Origin of the sequence: Klebsiella sp. HC6, from assembly GCF_022605325.1 — a bacterium.
GTDB lineage: Bacteria > Pseudomonadota > Gammaproteobacteria > Enterobacterales > Enterobacteriaceae > Klebsiella > Klebsiella terrigena.
Genome location: NZ_CP093276.1, coordinates 2,903,279 through 2,920,869 on the forward strand (window position 1 = coordinate 2,903,279; position 17,591 = coordinate 2,920,869).

Sequence of the window (17,591 nt, forward strand, 5' to 3'; positions counted from 1 at the left end):
GAGGTAAATTATGTACTCTAAAGATATCCAGCTGCAAACTGCCGAAGCCCCGCGTAAATTCACCGATGTCCCGCCTGTATTTTTAAGCGATGCAACTATGCTCGAACGAAAAAATAAAGTTCTGGCGAGAATGAATGAGGAAGGTTTCGATGCACTCGTTATCTATGCGGATAAAGAGCACGGCGGTAACTTTGAGTACCTGACAGGGTTTGTTCCTCGGTTTGAGGAGGGCCTGCTAATCCTCGAAAAATCAGGTAGCGCAACGGTTATTCTGGGAAATGAGAACCTGAAAATGGCTAACTATTGCCGTATTCCGGTCACTCTGAAACATTGTCCATATTTCTCTCTGCCTAATCAGCCAATGGATAATGAAAAGTCGCTCGAAGCGCTGTTCATTGAGTCGGGCTTGAACACCCGGTCTAAAGTTGGCCTGGTCGGCTGGAAAATGTTCACATCTACTCTGGCCGATAATAAGGCATATTTCGACCTGCCTTACTTTATCGTTGAGGCTGTTAAAAATAGCATCGCTCCAAACGTGGTTCTCGAAAATGCCGCTCATCTGTTTATTCGCGGCGATAAAGGTGCCCGAAGCACAAATAATGACAACGAAATTGCCCACTATGAGTACGGCGCAAATCTGGCTTCCAACGCTATTCTGGATGCCATGAACGCGGTAGAGCCGGGGATTCGTGAAACCGAACTCGGCGCGCTGTTGGCCGCAGAAGGGCAGTATCAGACCGTTGTGACCATTGCAGCAGCCGGTCAACGTTTTGAAAAAGCGAACTTCTACCCGACATATAAAAAAGTGGAGCGCGGCAATCCTCTTTCACTGACCACCGGCTTTAAGGGCGGGCTATCCAGCCGCACCGGCTTCGTGATAGCAGACGAGAGCGAGCTCCCTGAAAATCAGAAAGATTATCTGGATCGTGTGGCAAAACCGTATTTTGCGGCAGTCGTCAGCTGGCTGGAAAACATCAAAACAGGGATGCCTGGCTGCGAATTGTACGATCTGGTTGAGTCAGTTCTGCCGAAAGAAAAATATGGCTGGCACCTCAATCCGGGTCACCTCAGCGCTGATGAGGAGTGGATGTCCTCTCCCGTCTACCGTCATTCGGAGGAAATGCTGAAGAGTGGGATGATTATGCAGATCGATATTATTCCCTCCGTAGCGGGCTATACCGGGGTTAGCGCAGAGGAGAGCGTGGCGCTAGCAGACGCCGCGCTGCAGAAAAAAATCCAGGCATCTTATCCTGAACTGTGGGCACGTATCGCCGCTCGTCGCGAGTATATCCGCAATGTACTTCATATTAATATTGCGGATGAGGCGATCCCGCTATCAAATACGGTGGCGTATCTGCGGCCGTTCTTGCTGGCGAAAGATAAGGCGTTTGCCGTTCAATAACGTCTCCCCCCAAACGGGGAGGCGCGCTTTTGTGACGGAAGTCATATAATAACGCCCGGTTATGGTGATGCTGTTTGCATTAAATGGATTTTGCACTGTTGAATCAGCCCGCCACATCTCTGCGGTTTTTTTTCGTCCAGCGTGCCCCGAACGAAGATACCGGTCGATTGTCAGGCTGCCGCGCTTCGCGTCAGAGGCGGTCTCGCCGTGCTGCCGGTGAGAGAGAACCTGAGGCTGGCGGCTGCGGACATCGATCGGCTCAGAGAATCGTGCATGTACGCTAAGGATCGATTGGTACAAGATGTCTTAGCCATTGTGTAACCCGCTCGCAGCGGGCCTTGTTGTTTATGCTTTGAGCATATAGATGTATGATTTTACTGTCTGACCGGAAGATATAGTTACCTCTACCGTTACCCGCTCATACTCAGAACCTTCGAACTCATCGAGTAGCTGCCAATGATTTTGTAAATTATCTGACGTGAAAAGAAATCCTTGTACACGATCACCTGAATCATCCAATACAATTCCCGGATAACCCATCTCCGCACCCCAACCTTTATCCGATAAAGAACCACCAACATGGCCTTCCTGCCATGCGCCGCCGATATGCTCAAGAATATGAGCATTAGGTCGACCTGGACCAAGTGTCCCGTAAACAAACAAACTGCCCATCACTCCTCCGATTTTCGTTATGGAAATGAAAAACGTTCTTCGTGTAAATTTTGATTATCGGACGCTGGCCTGACAAATCATTTGTTCTCACAACATGCGTGAATTATTATCACGCGTATGATATTTGATCGTCTCCCCCCATTGCAGACTCTGCGTGCTTTTGAAGCCACTGCCCGTCTCTCCAGCATGACACTGGCAGCGGCGGAGCTGCACGTAACGCATGGTGCGATAAGCCGGCAAATCCGGAAGCTCGAAGAGCATCTGGGGTTAAAACTATTTTTCAGGCTGACCCGACAGATAATACTGACGGAGGAAGGGGCTGAATTTCATCGTACCGTTATCCGTCTTCTGAGTGAGCTAATGAGGGAATCCGAGCATCTGCGTGGAAGGAGCCTGGCAAAGAGTTTACGTATCAGTACAACGGTTTCATTTGCCAGTAAGTGGTTGGCCCCGCGTCTTAGCCGGTTCAGACGGAGATATCCTGAGTTTGATATTCAGCTGGATGTTACTGACATTAACGTGGATCTTAATGATGGTCAGGTAGATGCTGCAATTCGTTACGGCCCTGGCCATTATCGCGACGTTTCGTCTGAGCGTATCTTCGATGAAACCGTCACCCCTGTCTGTAGTCCAGGTTTTCTTGAGGAACATAATGGTCTGACAGAGATTAAGGCGCTTTCAAACTGCGTTCTTCTTCATGAGTACAGAATGCAGGCGAACTGGGAGGCATGGTTTGCAATGGCCGGAGATAAAAATTTCCGCTGCCGTCAGGGGCCCTTATGGACTCTCGGCAGCATGGCGACTGACGCAGCTCTACGTGGGGAAGGCGTGGCTCTGGGACGCAGCGTTCTGATTGCAGATGATGTAGCAGCGGGAAGGCTTGTTGCTCCGTTTCCGCAGCACAGACTTAAGGCTGAGCGGGGGTACGATTTAGTTTACCGTTCAGATAATCAGGATTCATTTAAAATACGAATGCTCAGGCAATGGCTCTCTGAGGAAATGAGCTTGCTGGAGGATTAAATGGCGATCTAAAAATAATCCGCTCCTGGCACACAGCGAACCTCCTGTGGCAAATATGACGCCTGCCAGGAGGCTCCTTTATCTTTTTATTTGTCGGTTATTCCTGATGATGGCTGGAGCATATTCGGGGTCAGGGTCAACTGAAGCCTTCTACTGACATTGGCATGTGGGGATTAGCAGGGAGCAGGATTTTTCATCTATCAAATTCGCCAACATATTGATAGCTGCTGATCAAATTAATTAGTTGAGCTGCAAGGGAAAGTCGTAACTTTCCTTTTCCTGTAAATTGTTTTCAATATGTCGTTCTGGCTAGCTCGATGAAAAGTAACAGTCCTGTTATCATTATTATGATAAGAGCCAGGCGACGACAAGGCATCCATTGCTTATATTCTCTGGCGTCGGCTTCACGAATCAATTTTTCTACGTCCGTTTCCTCTTTTTCGTTTTTTTCTCTTTCCAGTATGTGACGATAATGTTTCCTCATACCATAAACAGTGAACTGGAACCAGATAAGCATGGCTGGGTAGACAACGACGACCGTTCTTACTATATCTCTCGGGAATGAGTTTGGTCCCGGCAGGAAATAATCATATGCCCTAAAGAAAAATACAATATAAAGAAATGCTATGCCAGCTCCGACCCAGTATTCAATGTGGGTAGATATGGCGTTGTATGCATTTTTAAAATTTTTCCTTCTTAAATCTTGCGGAAGTTCCGCTAACTCTGGGATGCTTTTTTTGGTCCAGTAAATCTTCATCTGAATGTCCTGGTTATCATTGGCGTTAGTTTATAAAAATCGCTTTTGCTCTTTCTGATAAATAAATGTACAAGATAAATAATGAAAAAATAATCATATCAATCAGTAGATTGTCAATATATCCAGCGGCGATGATATCGACTCCGACGTCTACCACATAAATGCCATACAGATAGCTTGCGGCAGGAATTAATATATAAATGGTGTAAATGTAGAGGAGGAGTTTTTTGGTTATTATTTTTCTTTTAAAGAAAGCATAAAGGAAAAAAACGCATAAAACAGACAGGATAAGAAGAGCAACAAAAGAAATTATGAAGTATCCCCTTACCTGAGAGTCATCATCCAGTGACGCGTATATAGTCAAAAACGTATGCATTAGATCTATTCTTGTTATTAATATGTAGCAAACTGATAACATTATAACAAGCAGGATCGGGCCAAATCTGGGCTCTTTTGTTTTTCTTACGGCTGTATTTTTTTCTTGCATAAAGCATCCTTGTTATTTCAGTATTCCTGCTAACTATCCCTGAGCTGCTGCAGGAGTCGGAGCTCATCACCCTTTGACTCAAGAGAAGCCACGAATCCTTCATGGTTCCAGGTTCCTTTGCCCTGAGGTAATACCTGCCGGATTTGCTCAAGCGTGAAGCCAAATTTCTGTACCCGGTCAGTGAGCATGAGTATCAGCGCGGTCGCAGGTGGATAATGGCGATAACCATTATTCTGGCGGGGAGGGGCACCGATTAGGCCTTCCGCCTCGTAATAGCGGATGCGGGAAGGCGTAAGCCCCGTCGTTTTTGCCTGATCGCGTATCTTCATTTCATCTCCGGTGAGTCTCTTGACATTAAACTTATACTTTAAAAAAAGTCAATCCCAGGACATCCGTCCCAACTGTAGAAGAGAAAATGAAATGCAAACGATTCTGGGAGCAAGCGGACAGATTGTCCGGGAGCTGCTCGCGAGTTAACACATTCCTTCAACGCTGAACTGAGGCTTGTTAGCCGCAATTCGCATAAGCTCACTAACAATCCCTGGAGCCGTCAGGCACGAGCTCAAACTCCGCTTTTGCCGTTAAGGATCGATTGTCCCACCGTCAAACTCACTTTCAATACGCCGCCATGCGGCTACTCGCTCGCGACAGAGATAAAAAATCCACGCCAGGCGTGGATTTTAGAGGAAGGGAAAGAGCAGGGGGGTTAGCGTTCACGCCTTGCCATCAGCAGCGCCAGGTCGACGAGGCGGTTAGAGAATCCCCATTCATTGTCGTACCACGCCAGAATTTTGACCATATTGCCGCCAATCACCAGCGTTGACAGACCGTCGATAATGGAAGATCGCGGATCGCCCTGGTAGTCGCTTGAGACGAGGGGTTCATCGCTATAGCCGAGGATCCCTTTCAGCGGTCCCGCCGCGGCGGCTTCACGAAACGCATTGTTGACCTCTTCTGGCGTCACATCCCGCTCAAGCGTGACGGTCAGGTCGACAATGGAGACCACCGGAACCGGTACGCGCAGCGAGTAGCCGGTTAAGCGGCCATCCAGCTCGGGAATGACTTTACCAAGCGCCTTCGCGGCACCGCTGGAGTAAGGCACAATCGACAGTGCCGCAGCGCGGGCACCGCGAAGGTCTTTTTCCGGCTGGTCGTGCAGCGCCTGGCTGTTGGTGTAGGCGTGGGTGGTATTCATCAGGCCATGCTTGATACCGAAATGCTGGTGCAGAACCTGCGCGGCGGGCGCCAAACCGTTGGTGGTGCAGCTACCGTTGCTGACCACGTAGTGCTTATCCGGGGAGTAGAGGCCGTCGTTAACGCCCATCACGATGGTTAAATCATCGTTTTTACCGGGGGCGGAGATAATCACCCGCTTTGCGCCACCGCTATGGATATGCACCGCCGCCTTGTCGCGATCGGTGAAGAAGCCGGTGGCTTCAATGACGATATCAACCTCGCTCTGACGCCACGGGATGTTAGCCGGGTCGCGTTCGCTGAACACGGTGATGGGTTTACCGTCGACCACAAGCTGCCCCTCGCCGGCGGTGACCTCGGCGTCGAGCTTGCCGAGCAGCGAGTCGTATTTCAGCAGATGCGCCAGCGTTTTACTGTCCGTCAGATCGTTAATTGCCACAATCTGAATATCCGGATTACCCAGTGCAGCACGCAGTACGTTGCGTCCGATACGGCCAAAACCGTTAATACCGACCTTTACCATGATCAACTCCTTATCTGTTGTCTCTGAAGGTAATGTAGGTCGGTCGCCAGTTGGCGTAAATGACAAAAAAGGATCACTTTACGCCATTTTGCGGCAGTGAAAGCGCTGGCGATATTCTCCCGGCGTCAGGTGAAGCTGTTTTTCAAATAGCCGTCGCAGGTTAATGCTGCTGCCAAATCCGCATTGTTCGGCGATACGATCCAGCGTCTCGTTGGTCTGCTCCAGACGCTGCCGGGCTGCGGCCAGGCGGGCCTCGGCGACGTAGCGCGCCGGCGAAGCGCCGGTTTCCCGGGTAAATACGCGGGTGAAGTTACGCGGGCTCATGGCGACTTTTGCCGCCAGTTTTTCCACGCTGAGGTCGGCGGTGAGGTTCTCGAGAAGCCAGGCCAGCAGATCGTTAATCGGGCCCAGGGTGCTGGTCTGCTGAAGGTTGTAGCGGCTAAACTGCAGCTGTCCTCCGGGACGTCGCAGGTACATGACGAAGTCCTGGGCGATGTCGCGGGCGAGGCTGAAGCCGTAGTCCTCCTCAACCAGCGCCAGGGTAAGGTCAAAGCCGGAACTGACCCCGCCTGATGTCCAGATGTGTTCATCCTGAACGTACAGCGGTCCGCCTTCGACGCGCACCTGAGGGAATTCTGCCTGCAGGGTTTCCAGTAGTTTCCAGTGAGTAGTGGCTCGTCTGCCGTCCAGCAGCCCGCTTTGCGCCAGCAGCATCGCACCGCCGCAAATGGAGGCAATTCGACGGGCATGGGGAGCGGCAAGGCGCAGCCAGTCGACCACCGCAATTCCTTCCTGCGGGTTTTGACCTCTGCCGGTGATAATGATGGTATCGAGAGGCTCGCGAGGGTCTACCTCATGCAGGCGATGATCCGCCAGTAGATTTAAACCCGACTGACCATGGATAACCTGATGCGGCTGGGTTGTCGCCAGCTGAACCTGGTAACAGGCGTCCGTAGCGCCTTGCGGATGCAGGCGGTTGGCCTGCATCAGAATGTCGGCAATACCGGCGGATTCAAACAGCATGCCGCCATCGGGGACAATAATAAGTATCTTCTTCATGTCCTGAAAAGTATTCCTTTTACAGAATAAGTCAACAGAACATATTGAACTGATACCGGCCGGTAGTGCATTAGCCTCTATTAATATTGCAGCCGCTATCGGCATAATCACGGCGGGAACGGGCATAGGTTACGTACCTGATTTTGTCGTTCGCGACGCGCTGGAGAAGGGGGATTTGAGAGAAGTTTTACCGGGTTCGTGCGTCAGGCAGGGGCACTTTTGTGCACTATGGGCCGCCAGACGCCACCTCTCTTCGAGAATACGCCGCTTTGTCGATTTCCTCGCCGAAAACTGGATGAAGTCATCCCGTTCTCAACCGCTCTGCGCGTATCGTTAAGCCAATTTCGCAGGCTGGCATGACGGGCAGCGTTGAGCCAGGAGCAGGCATTATCTATTGAAGGAAAGAACCGCCGGCCTTTCATTAATTCATTCCCGGAGCTGGTATCAATTGAGATTTGATCTATTATGTTGAACTCATGTACTAGCTTAGGGGTTCACGAAGTGACTTTTTCCAGCATTGAAGATGTCAGGGGTTGTATCGATCGGATAGATAGCGAATTGGTCAAATTGATTGCTCAACGCGCAGAATGTGTGAAAGCAGCCGCCGCGTTTAAAAGCGATCGCTCCGCCGTTCGTGCTCCGGAACGCGTGCAGCAGGTTATCGATCGGGTTCGCGAGAAAGCGACTGAGGCAGGGCTTCCTGAAGTGATTATTGAGAAAGTCTATCGGAGCATGATAGACGCATTCATTGAATATGAGCTTGAGCAACATCGCCAGTTACAACAGCATAAGAACTGACGTTGCGCGACAAGGATCCGTATTGAAGCAACGCTATCGATATAAATATTGCGCTTTTATCCGCGGCGCCAATCGCACTCTACCTGCGTCCGCGAAGCCATCGGTTGAACCCGCCGCGAGCGGCGGACGTTAACCTCGCGCAGATAACGGAAGTGCTCCGGATGTGGCGGACTCTGATTACCGGAATGCTTAGATTTCAAGTGCAGCAATGATTGCGGCTTCCATTTTCTCTGGGGTGGTGAACGGAGCAAAACGCCTGAGCGGTTTACCGTCGCGTCCAATCAGGAACTTAGTGAAGTTCCACTTGATCCGCCCCCCGAGCACGCCCGGCAATTGGTCTTTCAGATAACGAAACACCGGATGCGATGCGGCGCCGTTGACCTCCACTTTCTCAAACATTGGGAAGCTCACGCCGTAGTTGATATGACAGGTCTGCGCTATTTCGTCAGCGCCGCCGGGTTCCTGCTTACCGAACTGGTTGCAGGGAAAACCAAGCACCACCAGACCCCGAGCGGCGTACTTCTTGTAGAGCGCTTCAAGGCCAGCGTATTGTGGCGTAAAGCCGCAATGGCTGGCGGTATTCACCACCAGAATCAGCTTGCCAGCATAGTCGGCCATAGAGATGCGCTGGCCGCGCAGGCTGGTGGCAGTCAGTTGATAAAAGGGGGTCATGGCGAAATTCCTCATAGCCGCACCCATTCGACGTCGACGCTGCCACGTAGCGCATGGCTGCCGGTGCGCGCGGCGCGGGTCGCGGTGAATAGAGCCTGTTTAAAACGCTATTATACGAACAATATATGCTTCTGGCATCAGGCAGCCACGCGCGACGACCTGGGACGGCTTTGAGCGAGGAGCGGAGGTTGTGCGTTGAGGCGAGTTTTATTATGCCGGCCGGACTCTCTGCGGCTATTCCACGCTGCCCTACGTTGCGAAGGATATATTGCTCAACTGCTGATGCATGAAATCAATTAGCGCTCTTGTTTTAGCGGGCAGATAGCGGCGATCTGAATAAATTGCGAACAGCTGCAGTGGGGCTACCGATTGTTCAAACTTAATCTCGATTAACCGACCATCGCTAATATAGGGCTGGCAGGCCTGCTTAGAGAGAATGGCAAAACCGACACCTGAGACCGCGGCTCGTCCTGCCATCTCTCCGCTGTTTACCCGATAATGACCTCTGACCTTAATGGTTTCGAATCCCCCCTTTTTATTGACGAACTGCCAGGGCGCGCCTTTCAGCGCACTTACCGTGGTAATACAGGGTAACTCTTCAAATTGCTGTATACGAGAAGGGGTGCCATACCGCTGAATGAGGCAGGGGGCTGCAACGATGGTGCAGGGGATCGTCAGCAGATGACGGGCGATGTAGTCACTGTCATCCATTTGACCGCGGCTGACAATGACCGCTAAATCCAGATCCTCGCGCAGGGATTCGAAACCTGACAAATTGGTGACGCAGCTGATCTCCAGCTCCGGATGCTGACAGGCGAAATCGGCAACAACAGAACCCAGCAGCGCAGGCCCTATTTCATTGGGAATGCAGATACGTAATGGGCCCTTGAGCTGCATTTGCCGCAATGTTAATTCTGTCTCAGTTTGCTCAAGCGCCTCCAGTAATGGCTTCGCTCGGGTATAGAGTAGGTGCCCCGCCTGGGTGAGTTTCATATGCCGGGTGCTGCGCTCAATGAGCTGAAGATTCAGTTTGTCTTCTAACTGAGAAATACAACGACTCACGTTAGAGCTCGGCATTTCAAGAGCTTTCGACGCCCCCACAAAACTTTCTCTTTCAACCACGGCAATGAACACTTTCAGGGTATTAAAATCAAGAGCCGGACGCATCAATTATCCCATATATGATAATAATGAGTGTCACTTTTACCATCTAATGAATATTTTTGATAGGGGTTAAACTCGGGTCTCCTTCATCCACAGGTTGCTTGCTATGTCACCGGTCACACCGACTTTTAATCATAAAGCCCTCATGCGGATAGCCGCTGTAATGGCTTTTATCCAGTTCGCTAATGCGCTGGAATATATGATGTTCAACCCCATTTTTGCTTTTATGGCAGCCGATTTCGCCGTTCCCGTCTCCTTCTCAGGCTACGTATCCGGTATGTACACCGCAGGTGCCGTCCTTTCGGGAATTATCGCCTTTTACCGGATTGGTCGTTTCAATAAGAAACGTTTTTTAATTGCCAATATGGCGCTGCTAGGCCTGCTGACACTTTTGACTACCTTCACCGCCAGTTTTAGTCTTCTGCTGACGCTACGATTCTGTGCAGGATTAGTTGGAGGTACGACAATGGGCGTGGGGATAAGTATATTGATAAACAACGCCCCGACGCATTTGCGCGGAAAGATGCTGGCGACGGTCATTGCGTCATTTTCGCTGGTAAGCATTGTAGGCATGCCCACGATATTATTTTTGTGTACGCATTATGGCTGGCATGTCGCTTTGTGGTTAATTAGTACGCTTTGTTTGTTGGCATTACCGCTGATTGTATTCATCATACCCCAGGACCCCGTCTCTTTTGACAGGCTCCCCGCGCAGTCTCTCGATGCGGATACTTTACTGTTTGCCTCCAGCAATGCGCTTGTCCAGTTTAGTCCCATGCTGGTTATTCCGGTTCTGGTACCCTTAATCACCCAGCAGATGGGCGCTTCGCAAGACCTGTTGCCCTGGCTGTTCTTCGTCGGGGGGATGACAGGCTACCTGTCTACAAAAATTACCGGCGTGCTAACTTCCCGTTTTTCCGCTTTGACGCTGGCTAGCGGGTCAACCATCGTCTTTATACTGAGTTTGCTAATACCCATTCTCGGCTATCAGCATGCGGCGTTATTTATGACGTTATTTCTTGGTGCATCCTACAGTCGCCTGGTTTCATCTTCGGCGGTGGCGATTCAGTTTCCTGATGACGGGCAGCGCGCTGGATTCTCTTCATTACAGACATCAATAATGTATCTGATTACAACCGGCGCATTTTTCCTGTCCGCTTTGTTATTACCTGAGCACGGCATGGGACCACAAAATATGAACAAGCTGCTGGTGATATGTGCAATTTCCGCAGCAGGGTTGCCAATTATCGTTATCATCCTGCAAAAGAAACTGGCTAAACGGACTCTCCGGCCTGACCTCCTTTGAACGGCTCAAATGTTTATGTCTATCCGCGCCGCTATCTGGCTGTGAAACGCTCTCCGGGCTTAAACAAAGAAATGAATGTTTTCTTGAGTTTATGTAAGCGTAATTTACGTAAATAAATAAAAGATTAAAAAGGAAGCATCTTCTTTAATTGTGTATGCGGAATATTTGTAAGAGAAACTTAGGTTTGAACAATAAATTTGAATGCCAATAAAATTTCACATTGAGGTTAACTTAATGATTGATTTATTAATTAAATGAAGTCATTTTGTGTTTTTTGTTACATGAAAGAGTCTGGGTAAATGCGTCTGAAAAACTCACAATCAGCTTATGGTTTTATATCCATAACCCTGCACTGGCTCACGGCTGCTGTGGTGTATGGGATGTTTGCGCTCGGGCTGTGGATGGTGACGTTAGGATATTATGATACCTGGTACCATAAAGCTCCGGATATCCATAAAGGGATCGGTATCCTTTTGATGATGGGGCTAATCATCCGGGTGTTATGGCGGTTTATATCCTCTGCGCCTCAGCCGTTAAAAAGCTATTCAAAGATAACTCGCATAGGTGCCGGTTTCGTTCACGTGTTACTTTATCTGGCACTGTTCACTATTGTTATTAGCGGCTACCTCATATCCACAGCCGATGGCAAACCGATAACCGTCTTTGGCTGGTTTTCTGTACCCGCGTTCATATCTGACGCCGCGATACAGGCTGATACTGCGGGCGTAATACACCTGTGGGTTGCATGGGGCGTCGTGGTGGTATCCATTCTTCATGGCCTGATGGCAATTAAGCACCATTTTATTGATAAAGACGCAACGCTGCTCAGAATGCTGGGTAAAACGTCAATACACTCTGGAGTGAAAAAATGAAAAAACACCTGCTGGGACTTTCGCTGTTTACCGCTTTGTTCGTTTCAGGCTCTGCTTTAGCGGCGGATTATAAGATTGATAAAGAGGGCCAACACGCATTTGTAAACTTTAAAATAAAACATCTCGGCTATAGCTGGCTGTACGGGACATTTAAAGATTTTGATGGCACCTTCACCTATGACGAAAGTAACCCATCGGCGGATAAGGTTAACGTTAAAATTGCTACCGGCAGTCTGGACACCAATCATGCTGAACGTGACAAACATCTGAGAGGGGCCGATTTCCTCAATACGGGCAAGTTCCCTGAGGCGACGTTTGTATCGACGGCGGTTAAAAAGAGCGGTGAGAAGCTGGAGATTACCGGTGATTTGACGCTGAATGGCGTTACCCGGCCCGTTGTTCTGGATGCGAAACTTATTGGTCAGGGCGATGACCCGTGGGGTGGCAAGCGTGCCGGATTTGAGGCCACTGGCAGCATCCACCTCAAAGACTTCAATATTAAAAGCGACCTGGGCCCGGCCTCACAGGATGTCGAGCTTATTATCTCCGTAGAAGGCGTCCAGCAGTAATTGAATAAATCCCGGACATAACAAGTCCGGGGTTGACTTCGTTATACAGGCACTCTTTCCCTGTAATACCTGAGTAACTATTTATTGCTCGTATTTTCAGACAGGGACATTTTAAGACAATCAGCGTGATAAAAGGAGCTATAGGGATGCAGCTAAAATATATCTAAAACACGAATCGAAGACGCGGGTTCGGTACTATCGACATTGCTTTCGTTCTGGGTGGTAATCGGCAGAGCGCAATAAAGCAGAACGCCCCTTGATGCATTAGCAGCAAGGGGCGTTTAAGGGTGGGGATTATCGTCGTTCATCAGTCATCCCATTTGTGGCTTAGATACGCAGCAAGAAATCCGAAGAACAGAATGGTTCCCAGTACTGCCATAAATACATGCATATTTCCCAGCATGATTAACCTCCATTGAGTTTTTATTTGCGCTAAGGTTGTCCTTATTGAACAGGGTGTACGGTTGTTGAAGCTATAGTAGCCGGCGCAACTTCAACCGGATGTTAACAAAAGGTATTATTTAAGATCTCAATAATGACGCCCGCGGCGGAAGCGGGCGGGAGAAGAGGGGGATCAGAGGGCGCGTTCAAGTACGAAAAGATAGGCTTCCCGTGACCAGAAAAGGCCGGTGCGGCGCCTTTCCACGGACATCGTTTTCACTTCCCAGCCCTGCATGGTGTATTCATTCAGGAAACGGCTCATCTTATCGGGGTCGGCTTTAGCCTCGCCGAAAAACATACTTCCCAGTATCCCTTCCTTATAAAGCACCACGCGACACTCTTTTTTCATTGGAACCAGCTCCTTGCGTTAGATAAACAAATTAAAGCTATTGTGCTCTGCCGCTACGGTTTTACAACCGCGGGGGCAGAAAACTTCTTGCGATACTGTAACGGGCTGAGGGCAAACTGCTGGCGAAAATGATGGCGCAGGGCGCCGGCATTGGCGAAGCCGCAAAGCTCGGCGATCTTCTCCACGCTAAGCCGGGTGTCGCTGAGGTGCTGCGTGGCGCGCAGCAAACGCTCATCCAGCAGCCAGCGCGCGGGGGTTTTGCCGGTTGCCGCCTCAAAGCGGCGTAAAAAGGTCCGCGGGCTCATGCCGACGCGCTGCGCCAGCGAGGCGACGCTGTGGCTGACCGCCAGCTGCTGATGCAGAAAATCGAACAGCAGCCCCAGACGCTGGCTTTCCCGCGCCTTCGCCACCGGACGGACAACCTGCTGGGCCTGGGCACCGTCGCGGTGCGGGGAGATAACCAGCCTGCGGGCAACCGTATTCGCCGCATCAATGCCGTAGTCTTCGCGCACCAGATGCAGACATAAATCAATTCCGGCGGCGCTGCCGGCCGATGTCATGACGTTTTCGTCGCCGACGTACAGCACGTCGGCGATGACCTCTATCTGCGGATAGCGCTGGCGCAGCTGGTCGGTATAGCGCCAGTGGGTGGTTGCCCGGCGTCCGTCGAGCAGGCCGGCGGCGGCAAGCACGAATACGCCGGAGCAAATCGAGATGATGCGGCAGCCGCGGGCGTGGGCGGCAACCAGCGCCGCACAGAGCGCTGCGGGAACCGGGGCATCAATTCCGCGCCAGCCGGGGACTACAATGGTCTCCGCGCTGCTGAGCAGGTCCATGCCGCCATCGGCCATAAGCCGTATACCGCCGGTCGCGCGAAGCTCGCCGCTGTCGACGGCCGCTACCGCAAACTGATACCAGCCGGCGCCCATTTCCGGGCGCGGCAGGCCGAAGATCTCGACCGCCACGCCAAATTCAAAGGTACAGAGGCCGTCGTAGGCCAGCGCAACCACCCGTTTCGGTGACAACGTCACGGTTGGAATTGGCATAATTTCAGCGTTTTCTGTCATGGTTGCCAGCGGATAAGAGAGTGAAGGTGTCATTAAATAAGTGGTATCACAGACAAGGAGAATACGCCATGAGTGTTGTTACCGAATTTACCCCTGCCGCACCCGCCGAAGCCGCCGCCTGGTTCGGCAAAAAGCTGGGTCTAGAAACAGATTGTGCTGACGTCCACCGGGCGATGAGCGAAGGCGAGGCCGATTTTGTCCTGCTGCATGTCGTCGGCAGTGCGGAAACTTTTGCCCGCCGCCACCTTCCCGGGGCGCTGCATATTCCGCACCGGCACATTGATGCCGCCAGAATGAGCGAATGGCCGATGGAGACGCTGTTCGTGGTTTACTGCGCCGGCCCGCACTGCAACGGCGCGGACGCCGCGGCGCTGCGGCTGGCGCTGCTGGGTAGACCGGTGAAGATGATGATCGGCGGCCTGACCGGCTGGCAGGATGAAGGGCTGCCTTTCGCCGACTAAGCCGGGCGGCGGTCAGCCTCTGGAGAGTAAGCTGACCGCTGGATGAAAATATTTCATCAGCCATGAAATTTTCTCGTTTGCCGATCGACATGCCGCGTGCCAGTATTTGGACATATAGCCATCCAGAAGTCTATAAATTCAAATAATGAACTATCACGGTGGGCAACTAAACCGGCCTGCCGCTAAGGAGACACCATGCAACGCTCACAGGCCCCGTTCCGCGCTGATATTGTCGGCAGCTTCCTCCGTCCAAACGCCATTAAGCTGGCGCGTCAGCAGTTTACCGAAGGTGCTATCGATGGCGTGCAGCTGCGCCGGGTGGAGGATGAAGCGATTCGCCAGCTGGTACAGCAGCAGTGCGACTGCGGCCTGCACGTGGTGACCGACGGGGAGTTTCGTCGCGCGTGGTGGCATTTTGATTTCTTTGACGGCCTGCAGGGCGTCGAGCGCTACGATTCGGACCACGGCATCCAGTTCAACGGCGTGCAGACCCGGGCGCACGGCATCCGGGTGACCGGCAAGCTGGCGTTTGGCGAACATCCGATGCTGGAAGACTTCCGCTTTCTGCAAAGCATCAGCGGCGCCGCGCAGCCAAAAATGACCATTCCCAGCCCGAGCGTGCTGCATTTCCGCGGCGGACGCAAAGATATTGACGCTACCGTTTATCCGGACCTTGCCGACTATTTTGCCGACCTGGCGACCACCTGGCGCGACGCGATCCGCGCGTTCTATGACGCCGGCTGCCGCTATCTGCAGCTGGACGATACCGTCTGGGCCTACCTGTGCTCCGACGAACAGCGCCAGCAGGTGCGCGACCGTGGGGAAGACCCTGACGAGCTGGCGCGGATCTATGCCCGGGTGCTCAACCAGGCCCTCGAAGGCAAGCCGGATGATTTAACCGTCGGTCTGCACGTCTGCCGCGGCAACTTCCGCTCCACCTGGATCTCCGAAGGCGGCTACGAGCCGGTCGCGGAAGTGCTGTTCGGCAGCGTCAATATCGATGCGTTCTTCCTTGAGTACGATAACGACCGCTCCGGCGACTTTGCGCCGCTGCGCTTTATCCGCCCGGGCCATCAGCAGGTGGTGCTGGGGCTCATCACCACCAAGAACGGCGAGCTGGAAAATCCTGAAGGGGTGAAGGCGCGGCTGGCGGAGGCGGCGCAGTACGTTTCGCTGCAGCAAATTTGCCTCAGCCCGCAGTGTGGCTTCGCCTCTACCGAAGAGGGAAATGCGCTGACCGAGTCCCAGCAGTGGGATAAAGTCCGCCTCGTCACCGGGCTCGCCGCTCAGGTCTGGTAACCTCTCTTCTTAGCGCAGCGTTGCACCGTTTTGAGGCAACGCTGCGCCTCCCGTTTTACGCTCCCGCCGCGCGCCGCGCGTTCAGGTTGTTTTGCAACCTGGCATCGTTTTTGCCTTATCACTTCCGGTTAGTCGTTAATTCATATTTTGTTTTTGCGATATTCAGGAGTGAACATGCAGCGTCGAACACTATTAAAAGCTTTTGCACTCTCCGCCTCTGTCATCAGCATGGGCTACACCTTCCCGGCTTTTGCCGCCGACACCATTAAGGTCGGCATTATGCATTCGCTCTCCGGGACGATGGCCATCTCCGAAACGCCGCTCAAAGACGTCGCGCTGATGGCGATCGACGATATTAACGCCAAAGGCGGCGTGCTGGGCAAAAAGCTCGAGCCGGTGGTGGTGGACCCGGCCTCGAACTGGCCGCTGTTTGCGGAAAAAGCCCGCCAGCTGCTGACTCAGGACAAGGTAGCGGCGGTCTTCGGCTGCTGGACCTCGGTGTCGCGTAAATCGGTTCTGCCGGTCTTCGAGGAGCTCAACGGACTGCTGTTCTACCCGGTACAGTACGAAGGCGAAGAGATGTCGCCGAACGTCTTCTATACCGGCGCGGCGCCAAACCAGCAGGCTATCCCGGCGGTGGAGTACCTGCTGAGCGAGGACGGCGGCGGGGCGAAACGCTTCTTCCTGCTGGGGACGGACTACGTCTATCCGCGCACCACCAACAAGATCCTGCGCGCCTTCCTGCACGCCAAAGGGATTCAGGATAAGGATATCGAAGAGGTCTACACCCCGTTTGGCTACAGCGATTACCAGACCATCGTCGCCAATATTAAGAAATTCTCTGCCGGCGGCAAAACCGCGGTGGTCTCGACCATCAACGGTGACTCCAACGTTCCGTTCTATAAAGAGCTGGCGAACCAGGGACTGAAGGCTACCGATGTCCCGGTGGTTGCCTTCTCGGTGGGGGAAGAGGAGCTGCGCGGCATCGATACCAAACCGCTTGTCGGCAACCTCGCGGCGTGGAACTACTTTGAGTCGGTCGACAACCCAACCAACAAACAGTTCGTGGCCGACTACCGCGCCTATGCAAAAGCCCACAAGCTGCCGAACGCCGATACCGTGGTCACCAACGATCCGATGGAAGCCACCTGGGTTGGGCTGCACATGTGGGCTCAGGCGGTGACCAAGGCCGGTACGACCGATGTGGACAAGGTTCGCGCGGCGATGGCCGGGCAAACGTTCAAAGCGCCGTCCGGCTTTACCTTAACCATGGATGCCACCAACCATCATCTGCATAAGCCGGTGATGATCGGTGAAATCGAAGGCAACGGTCAGTTCAACGTCGTCTGGCAGACCGACGACGCGGTGCGAGCCCAGCCGTGGAGCCCGTGGATCGCCGGTAACGATAAGAAGCCCGACCATCCGGTAAAAACCGTCAGCAACTAAACGTCACTTAGCGTCACCTTCCCGGGCTACGGC

The 17,591-nt window shown here is 52.3% G+C and carries 21 protein-coding genes; 10 read left to right on the forward strand and 11 right to left on the reverse strand.

Features of this window, described 5'->3' with window-relative positions; translation table 11 throughout:
- The first annotated feature begins 10 nt into the window (after nt 1-10).
- Nucleotides 11-1,402 carry a M24 family metallopeptidase gene (locus MMW58_RS14150; RefSeq protein ID WP_241723636.1) on the forward strand — a complete coding sequence of 464 codons (1,392 nt, stop codon included), beginning with the start codon at nt 11-13 and terminating at the stop codon, nt 1,400-1,402.
- Between the two features lie 345 nt (nt 1,403-1,747).
- Here the strand turns inward: MMW58_RS14150 and MMW58_RS14155 are convergent, their stop codons facing one another.
- Complete coding sequence (locus MMW58_RS14155) at nt 1,748-2,074, reverse strand: gamma-glutamylcyclotransferase family protein (RefSeq protein WP_241723637.1); 327 nt, start codon at nt 2,072-2,074, stop codon at nt 1,748-1,750.
- Between the two features lie 186 nt (nt 2,075-2,260).
- Here MMW58_RS14155 and MMW58_RS14160 point away from each other — a divergent pair, with 186 nt between their 5' ends.
- Nucleotides 2,261-3,094 carry a LysR substrate-binding domain-containing protein gene (locus MMW58_RS14160; protein WP_241723638.1) on the forward strand — a complete coding sequence of 278 codons (834 nt, stop codon included), beginning with the start codon at nt 2,261-2,263 and terminating at the stop codon, nt 3,092-3,094.
- 292 nt (nt 3,095-3,386) lie between these two features.
- On the opposite strand, the gene MMW58_RS14165 is transcribed toward MMW58_RS14160, so the two are convergent.
- The 5 genes from MMW58_RS14165 to MMW58_RS14185 all read right to left on the reverse strand — a co-directional run bounded on the left by MMW58_RS14165 (nt 3,387) and on the right by MMW58_RS14185 (nt 7,114).
- Nucleotides 3,387-3,851: a hypothetical protein gene (locus MMW58_RS14165; protein WP_241723639.1), complete on the reverse strand. Its 465-nt coding sequence runs from the start codon at nt 3,849-3,851 to the stop codon at nt 3,387-3,389.
- Between the two features lie 25 nt (nt 3,852-3,876).
- Nucleotides 3,877-4,338, reverse strand: coding sequence for a DUF2569 family protein (locus MMW58_RS14170; RefSeq protein ID WP_159236913.1), 462 nt, complete (start codon nt 4,336-4,338; stop codon nt 3,877-3,879).
- A 29-nt stretch (nt 4,339-4,367) separates the two neighbouring features.
- Nucleotides 4,368-4,667, reverse strand: coding sequence for a MerR family transcriptional regulator (locus MMW58_RS14175; RefSeq protein WP_241723640.1), 300 nt, complete (start codon nt 4,665-4,667; stop codon nt 4,368-4,370).
- Between the two features lie 377 nt (nt 4,668-5,044).
- The gene (gene gap, locus MMW58_RS14180; RefSeq protein WP_133599680.1) at nt 5,045-6,055 is read right to left on the reverse strand and encodes a type I glyceraldehyde-3-phosphate dehydrogenase; all 1,011 of its coding nucleotides are present in this window, start codon (nt 6,053-6,055) and stop codon (nt 5,045-5,047) included.
- A gap of 78 nt (nt 6,056-6,133) precedes the next feature.
- The gene (locus MMW58_RS14185) at nt 6,134-7,114 is read right to left on the reverse strand and encodes a GlxA family transcriptional regulator (protein WP_241723641.1); all 981 of its coding nucleotides are present in this window, start codon (nt 7,112-7,114) and stop codon (nt 6,134-6,136) included.
- Between the two features lie 124 nt (nt 7,115-7,238).
- Here MMW58_RS14185 and MMW58_RS14190 point away from each other — a divergent pair, with 124 nt between their 5' ends.
- Both MMW58_RS14190 and MMW58_RS14195 read left to right on the forward strand, forming a co-directional pair.
- The gene (locus MMW58_RS14190; RefSeq protein WP_371823012.1) at nt 7,239-7,451 is read left to right on the forward strand and encodes a LysR substrate-binding domain-containing protein; all 213 of its coding nucleotides are present in this window, start codon (nt 7,239-7,241) and stop codon (nt 7,449-7,451) included.
- Between the two features lie 164 nt (nt 7,452-7,615).
- Entirely contained in the window at nt 7,616-7,912 is a 297-nt protein-coding gene (locus MMW58_RS14195) for a chorismate mutase (protein ID WP_133599682.1), read from the forward strand.
- A 189-nt stretch (nt 7,913-8,101) separates the two neighbouring features.
- Here MMW58_RS14195 and MMW58_RS14200 read toward each other — a convergent pair whose 3' ends face one another.
- Together MMW58_RS14200 and MMW58_RS14205 are read right to left on the reverse strand one after the other, a co-directional pair.
- Nucleotides 8,102-8,584 (reverse strand): glutathione peroxidase, encoded by a 483-nt coding sequence (locus tag MMW58_RS14200; protein WP_241723642.1) that lies wholly within the window; start codon nt 8,582-8,584, stop codon nt 8,102-8,104.
- A gap of 249 nt (nt 8,585-8,833) precedes the next feature.
- Nucleotides 8,834-9,751 carry a LysR family transcriptional regulator gene (locus MMW58_RS14205; RefSeq protein WP_241723643.1) on the reverse strand — a complete coding sequence of 306 codons (918 nt, stop codon included), beginning with the start codon at nt 9,749-9,751 and terminating at the stop codon, nt 8,834-8,836.
- A gap of 103 nt (nt 9,752-9,854) precedes the next feature.
- Here MMW58_RS14205 and MMW58_RS14210 point away from each other — a divergent pair, with 103 nt between their 5' ends.
- The 3 genes from MMW58_RS14210 to MMW58_RS14220 all read left to right on the forward strand — a co-directional run bounded on the left by MMW58_RS14210 (nt 9,855) and on the right by MMW58_RS14220 (nt 12,495).
- Nucleotides 9,855-11,054, forward strand: coding sequence for an MFS transporter (locus MMW58_RS14210; RefSeq protein ID WP_241723644.1), 1,200 nt, complete (start codon nt 9,855-9,857; stop codon nt 11,052-11,054).
- 299 nt (nt 11,055-11,353) lie between these two features.
- Nucleotides 11,354-11,926 (forward strand): cytochrome b, encoded by a 573-nt coding sequence (locus MMW58_RS14215; RefSeq protein ID WP_241723645.1) that lies wholly within the window; start codon nt 11,354-11,356, stop codon nt 11,924-11,926.
- Nucleotides 11,923-12,495 carry a YceI family protein gene (locus MMW58_RS14220; protein ID WP_041145653.1) on the forward strand — a complete coding sequence of 191 codons (573 nt, stop codon included), beginning with the start codon at nt 11,923-11,925 and terminating at the stop codon, nt 12,493-12,495. Before MMW58_RS14215 ends, MMW58_RS14220 begins: the two co-directional genes overlap by 4 nt.
- A 307-nt stretch (nt 12,496-12,802) precedes the next feature.
- On the opposite strand, the gene mgtS is transcribed toward MMW58_RS14220, so the two are convergent.
- The 3 genes from mgtS to ftrA all read right to left on the reverse strand — a co-directional run bounded on the left by mgtS (nt 12,803) and on the right by ftrA (nt 14,352).
- Complete coding sequence (gene mgtS, locus MMW58_RS14225; RefSeq protein ID WP_004102377.1) at nt 12,803-12,898, reverse strand: protein MgtS; 96 nt, start codon at nt 12,896-12,898, stop codon at nt 12,803-12,805.
- Nucleotides 12,899-13,069: 171 nt separating this feature from the next.
- The gene (locus MMW58_RS14230; protein WP_041145651.1) at nt 13,070-13,285 is read right to left on the reverse strand and encodes a DUF4177 domain-containing protein; all 216 of its coding nucleotides are present in this window, start codon (nt 13,283-13,285) and stop codon (nt 13,070-13,072) included.
- A gap of 53 nt (nt 13,286-13,338) precedes the next feature.
- On the reverse strand, nt 13,339-14,352 hold the full coding sequence (gene ftrA, locus MMW58_RS14235; RefSeq protein ID WP_241723646.1) for a transcriptional regulator FtrA: 1,014 nt from the start codon (nt 14,350-14,352) through the stop codon (nt 13,339-13,341).
- 68 nt (nt 14,353-14,420) lie between these two features.
- On the opposite strand from ftrA, the gene MMW58_RS14240 reads away from it, so the two are divergent.
- From MMW58_RS14240 to urtA, 3 genes are all read left to right on the forward strand, one after another.
- Nucleotides 14,421-14,813, forward strand: a complete 393-nt coding sequence (locus MMW58_RS14240; protein WP_133599687.1) for a rhodanese-like domain-containing protein — start codon at nt 14,421-14,423, stop codon at nt 14,811-14,813.
- Between the two features lie 195 nt (nt 14,814-15,008).
- Nucleotides 15,009-16,112: a cobalamin-independent methionine synthase II family protein gene (locus MMW58_RS14245; RefSeq protein WP_241723647.1), complete on the forward strand. Its 1,104-nt coding sequence runs from the start codon at nt 15,009-15,011 to the stop codon at nt 16,110-16,112.
- Nucleotides 16,113-16,286: 174 nt separating this feature from the next.
- Entirely contained in the window at nt 16,287-17,558 is a 1,272-nt protein-coding gene (gene urtA, locus MMW58_RS14250; RefSeq protein WP_041145647.1) for an urea ABC transporter substrate-binding protein, read from the forward strand.
- Nucleotides 17,559-17,591: the final 33 nt, after the last annotated feature.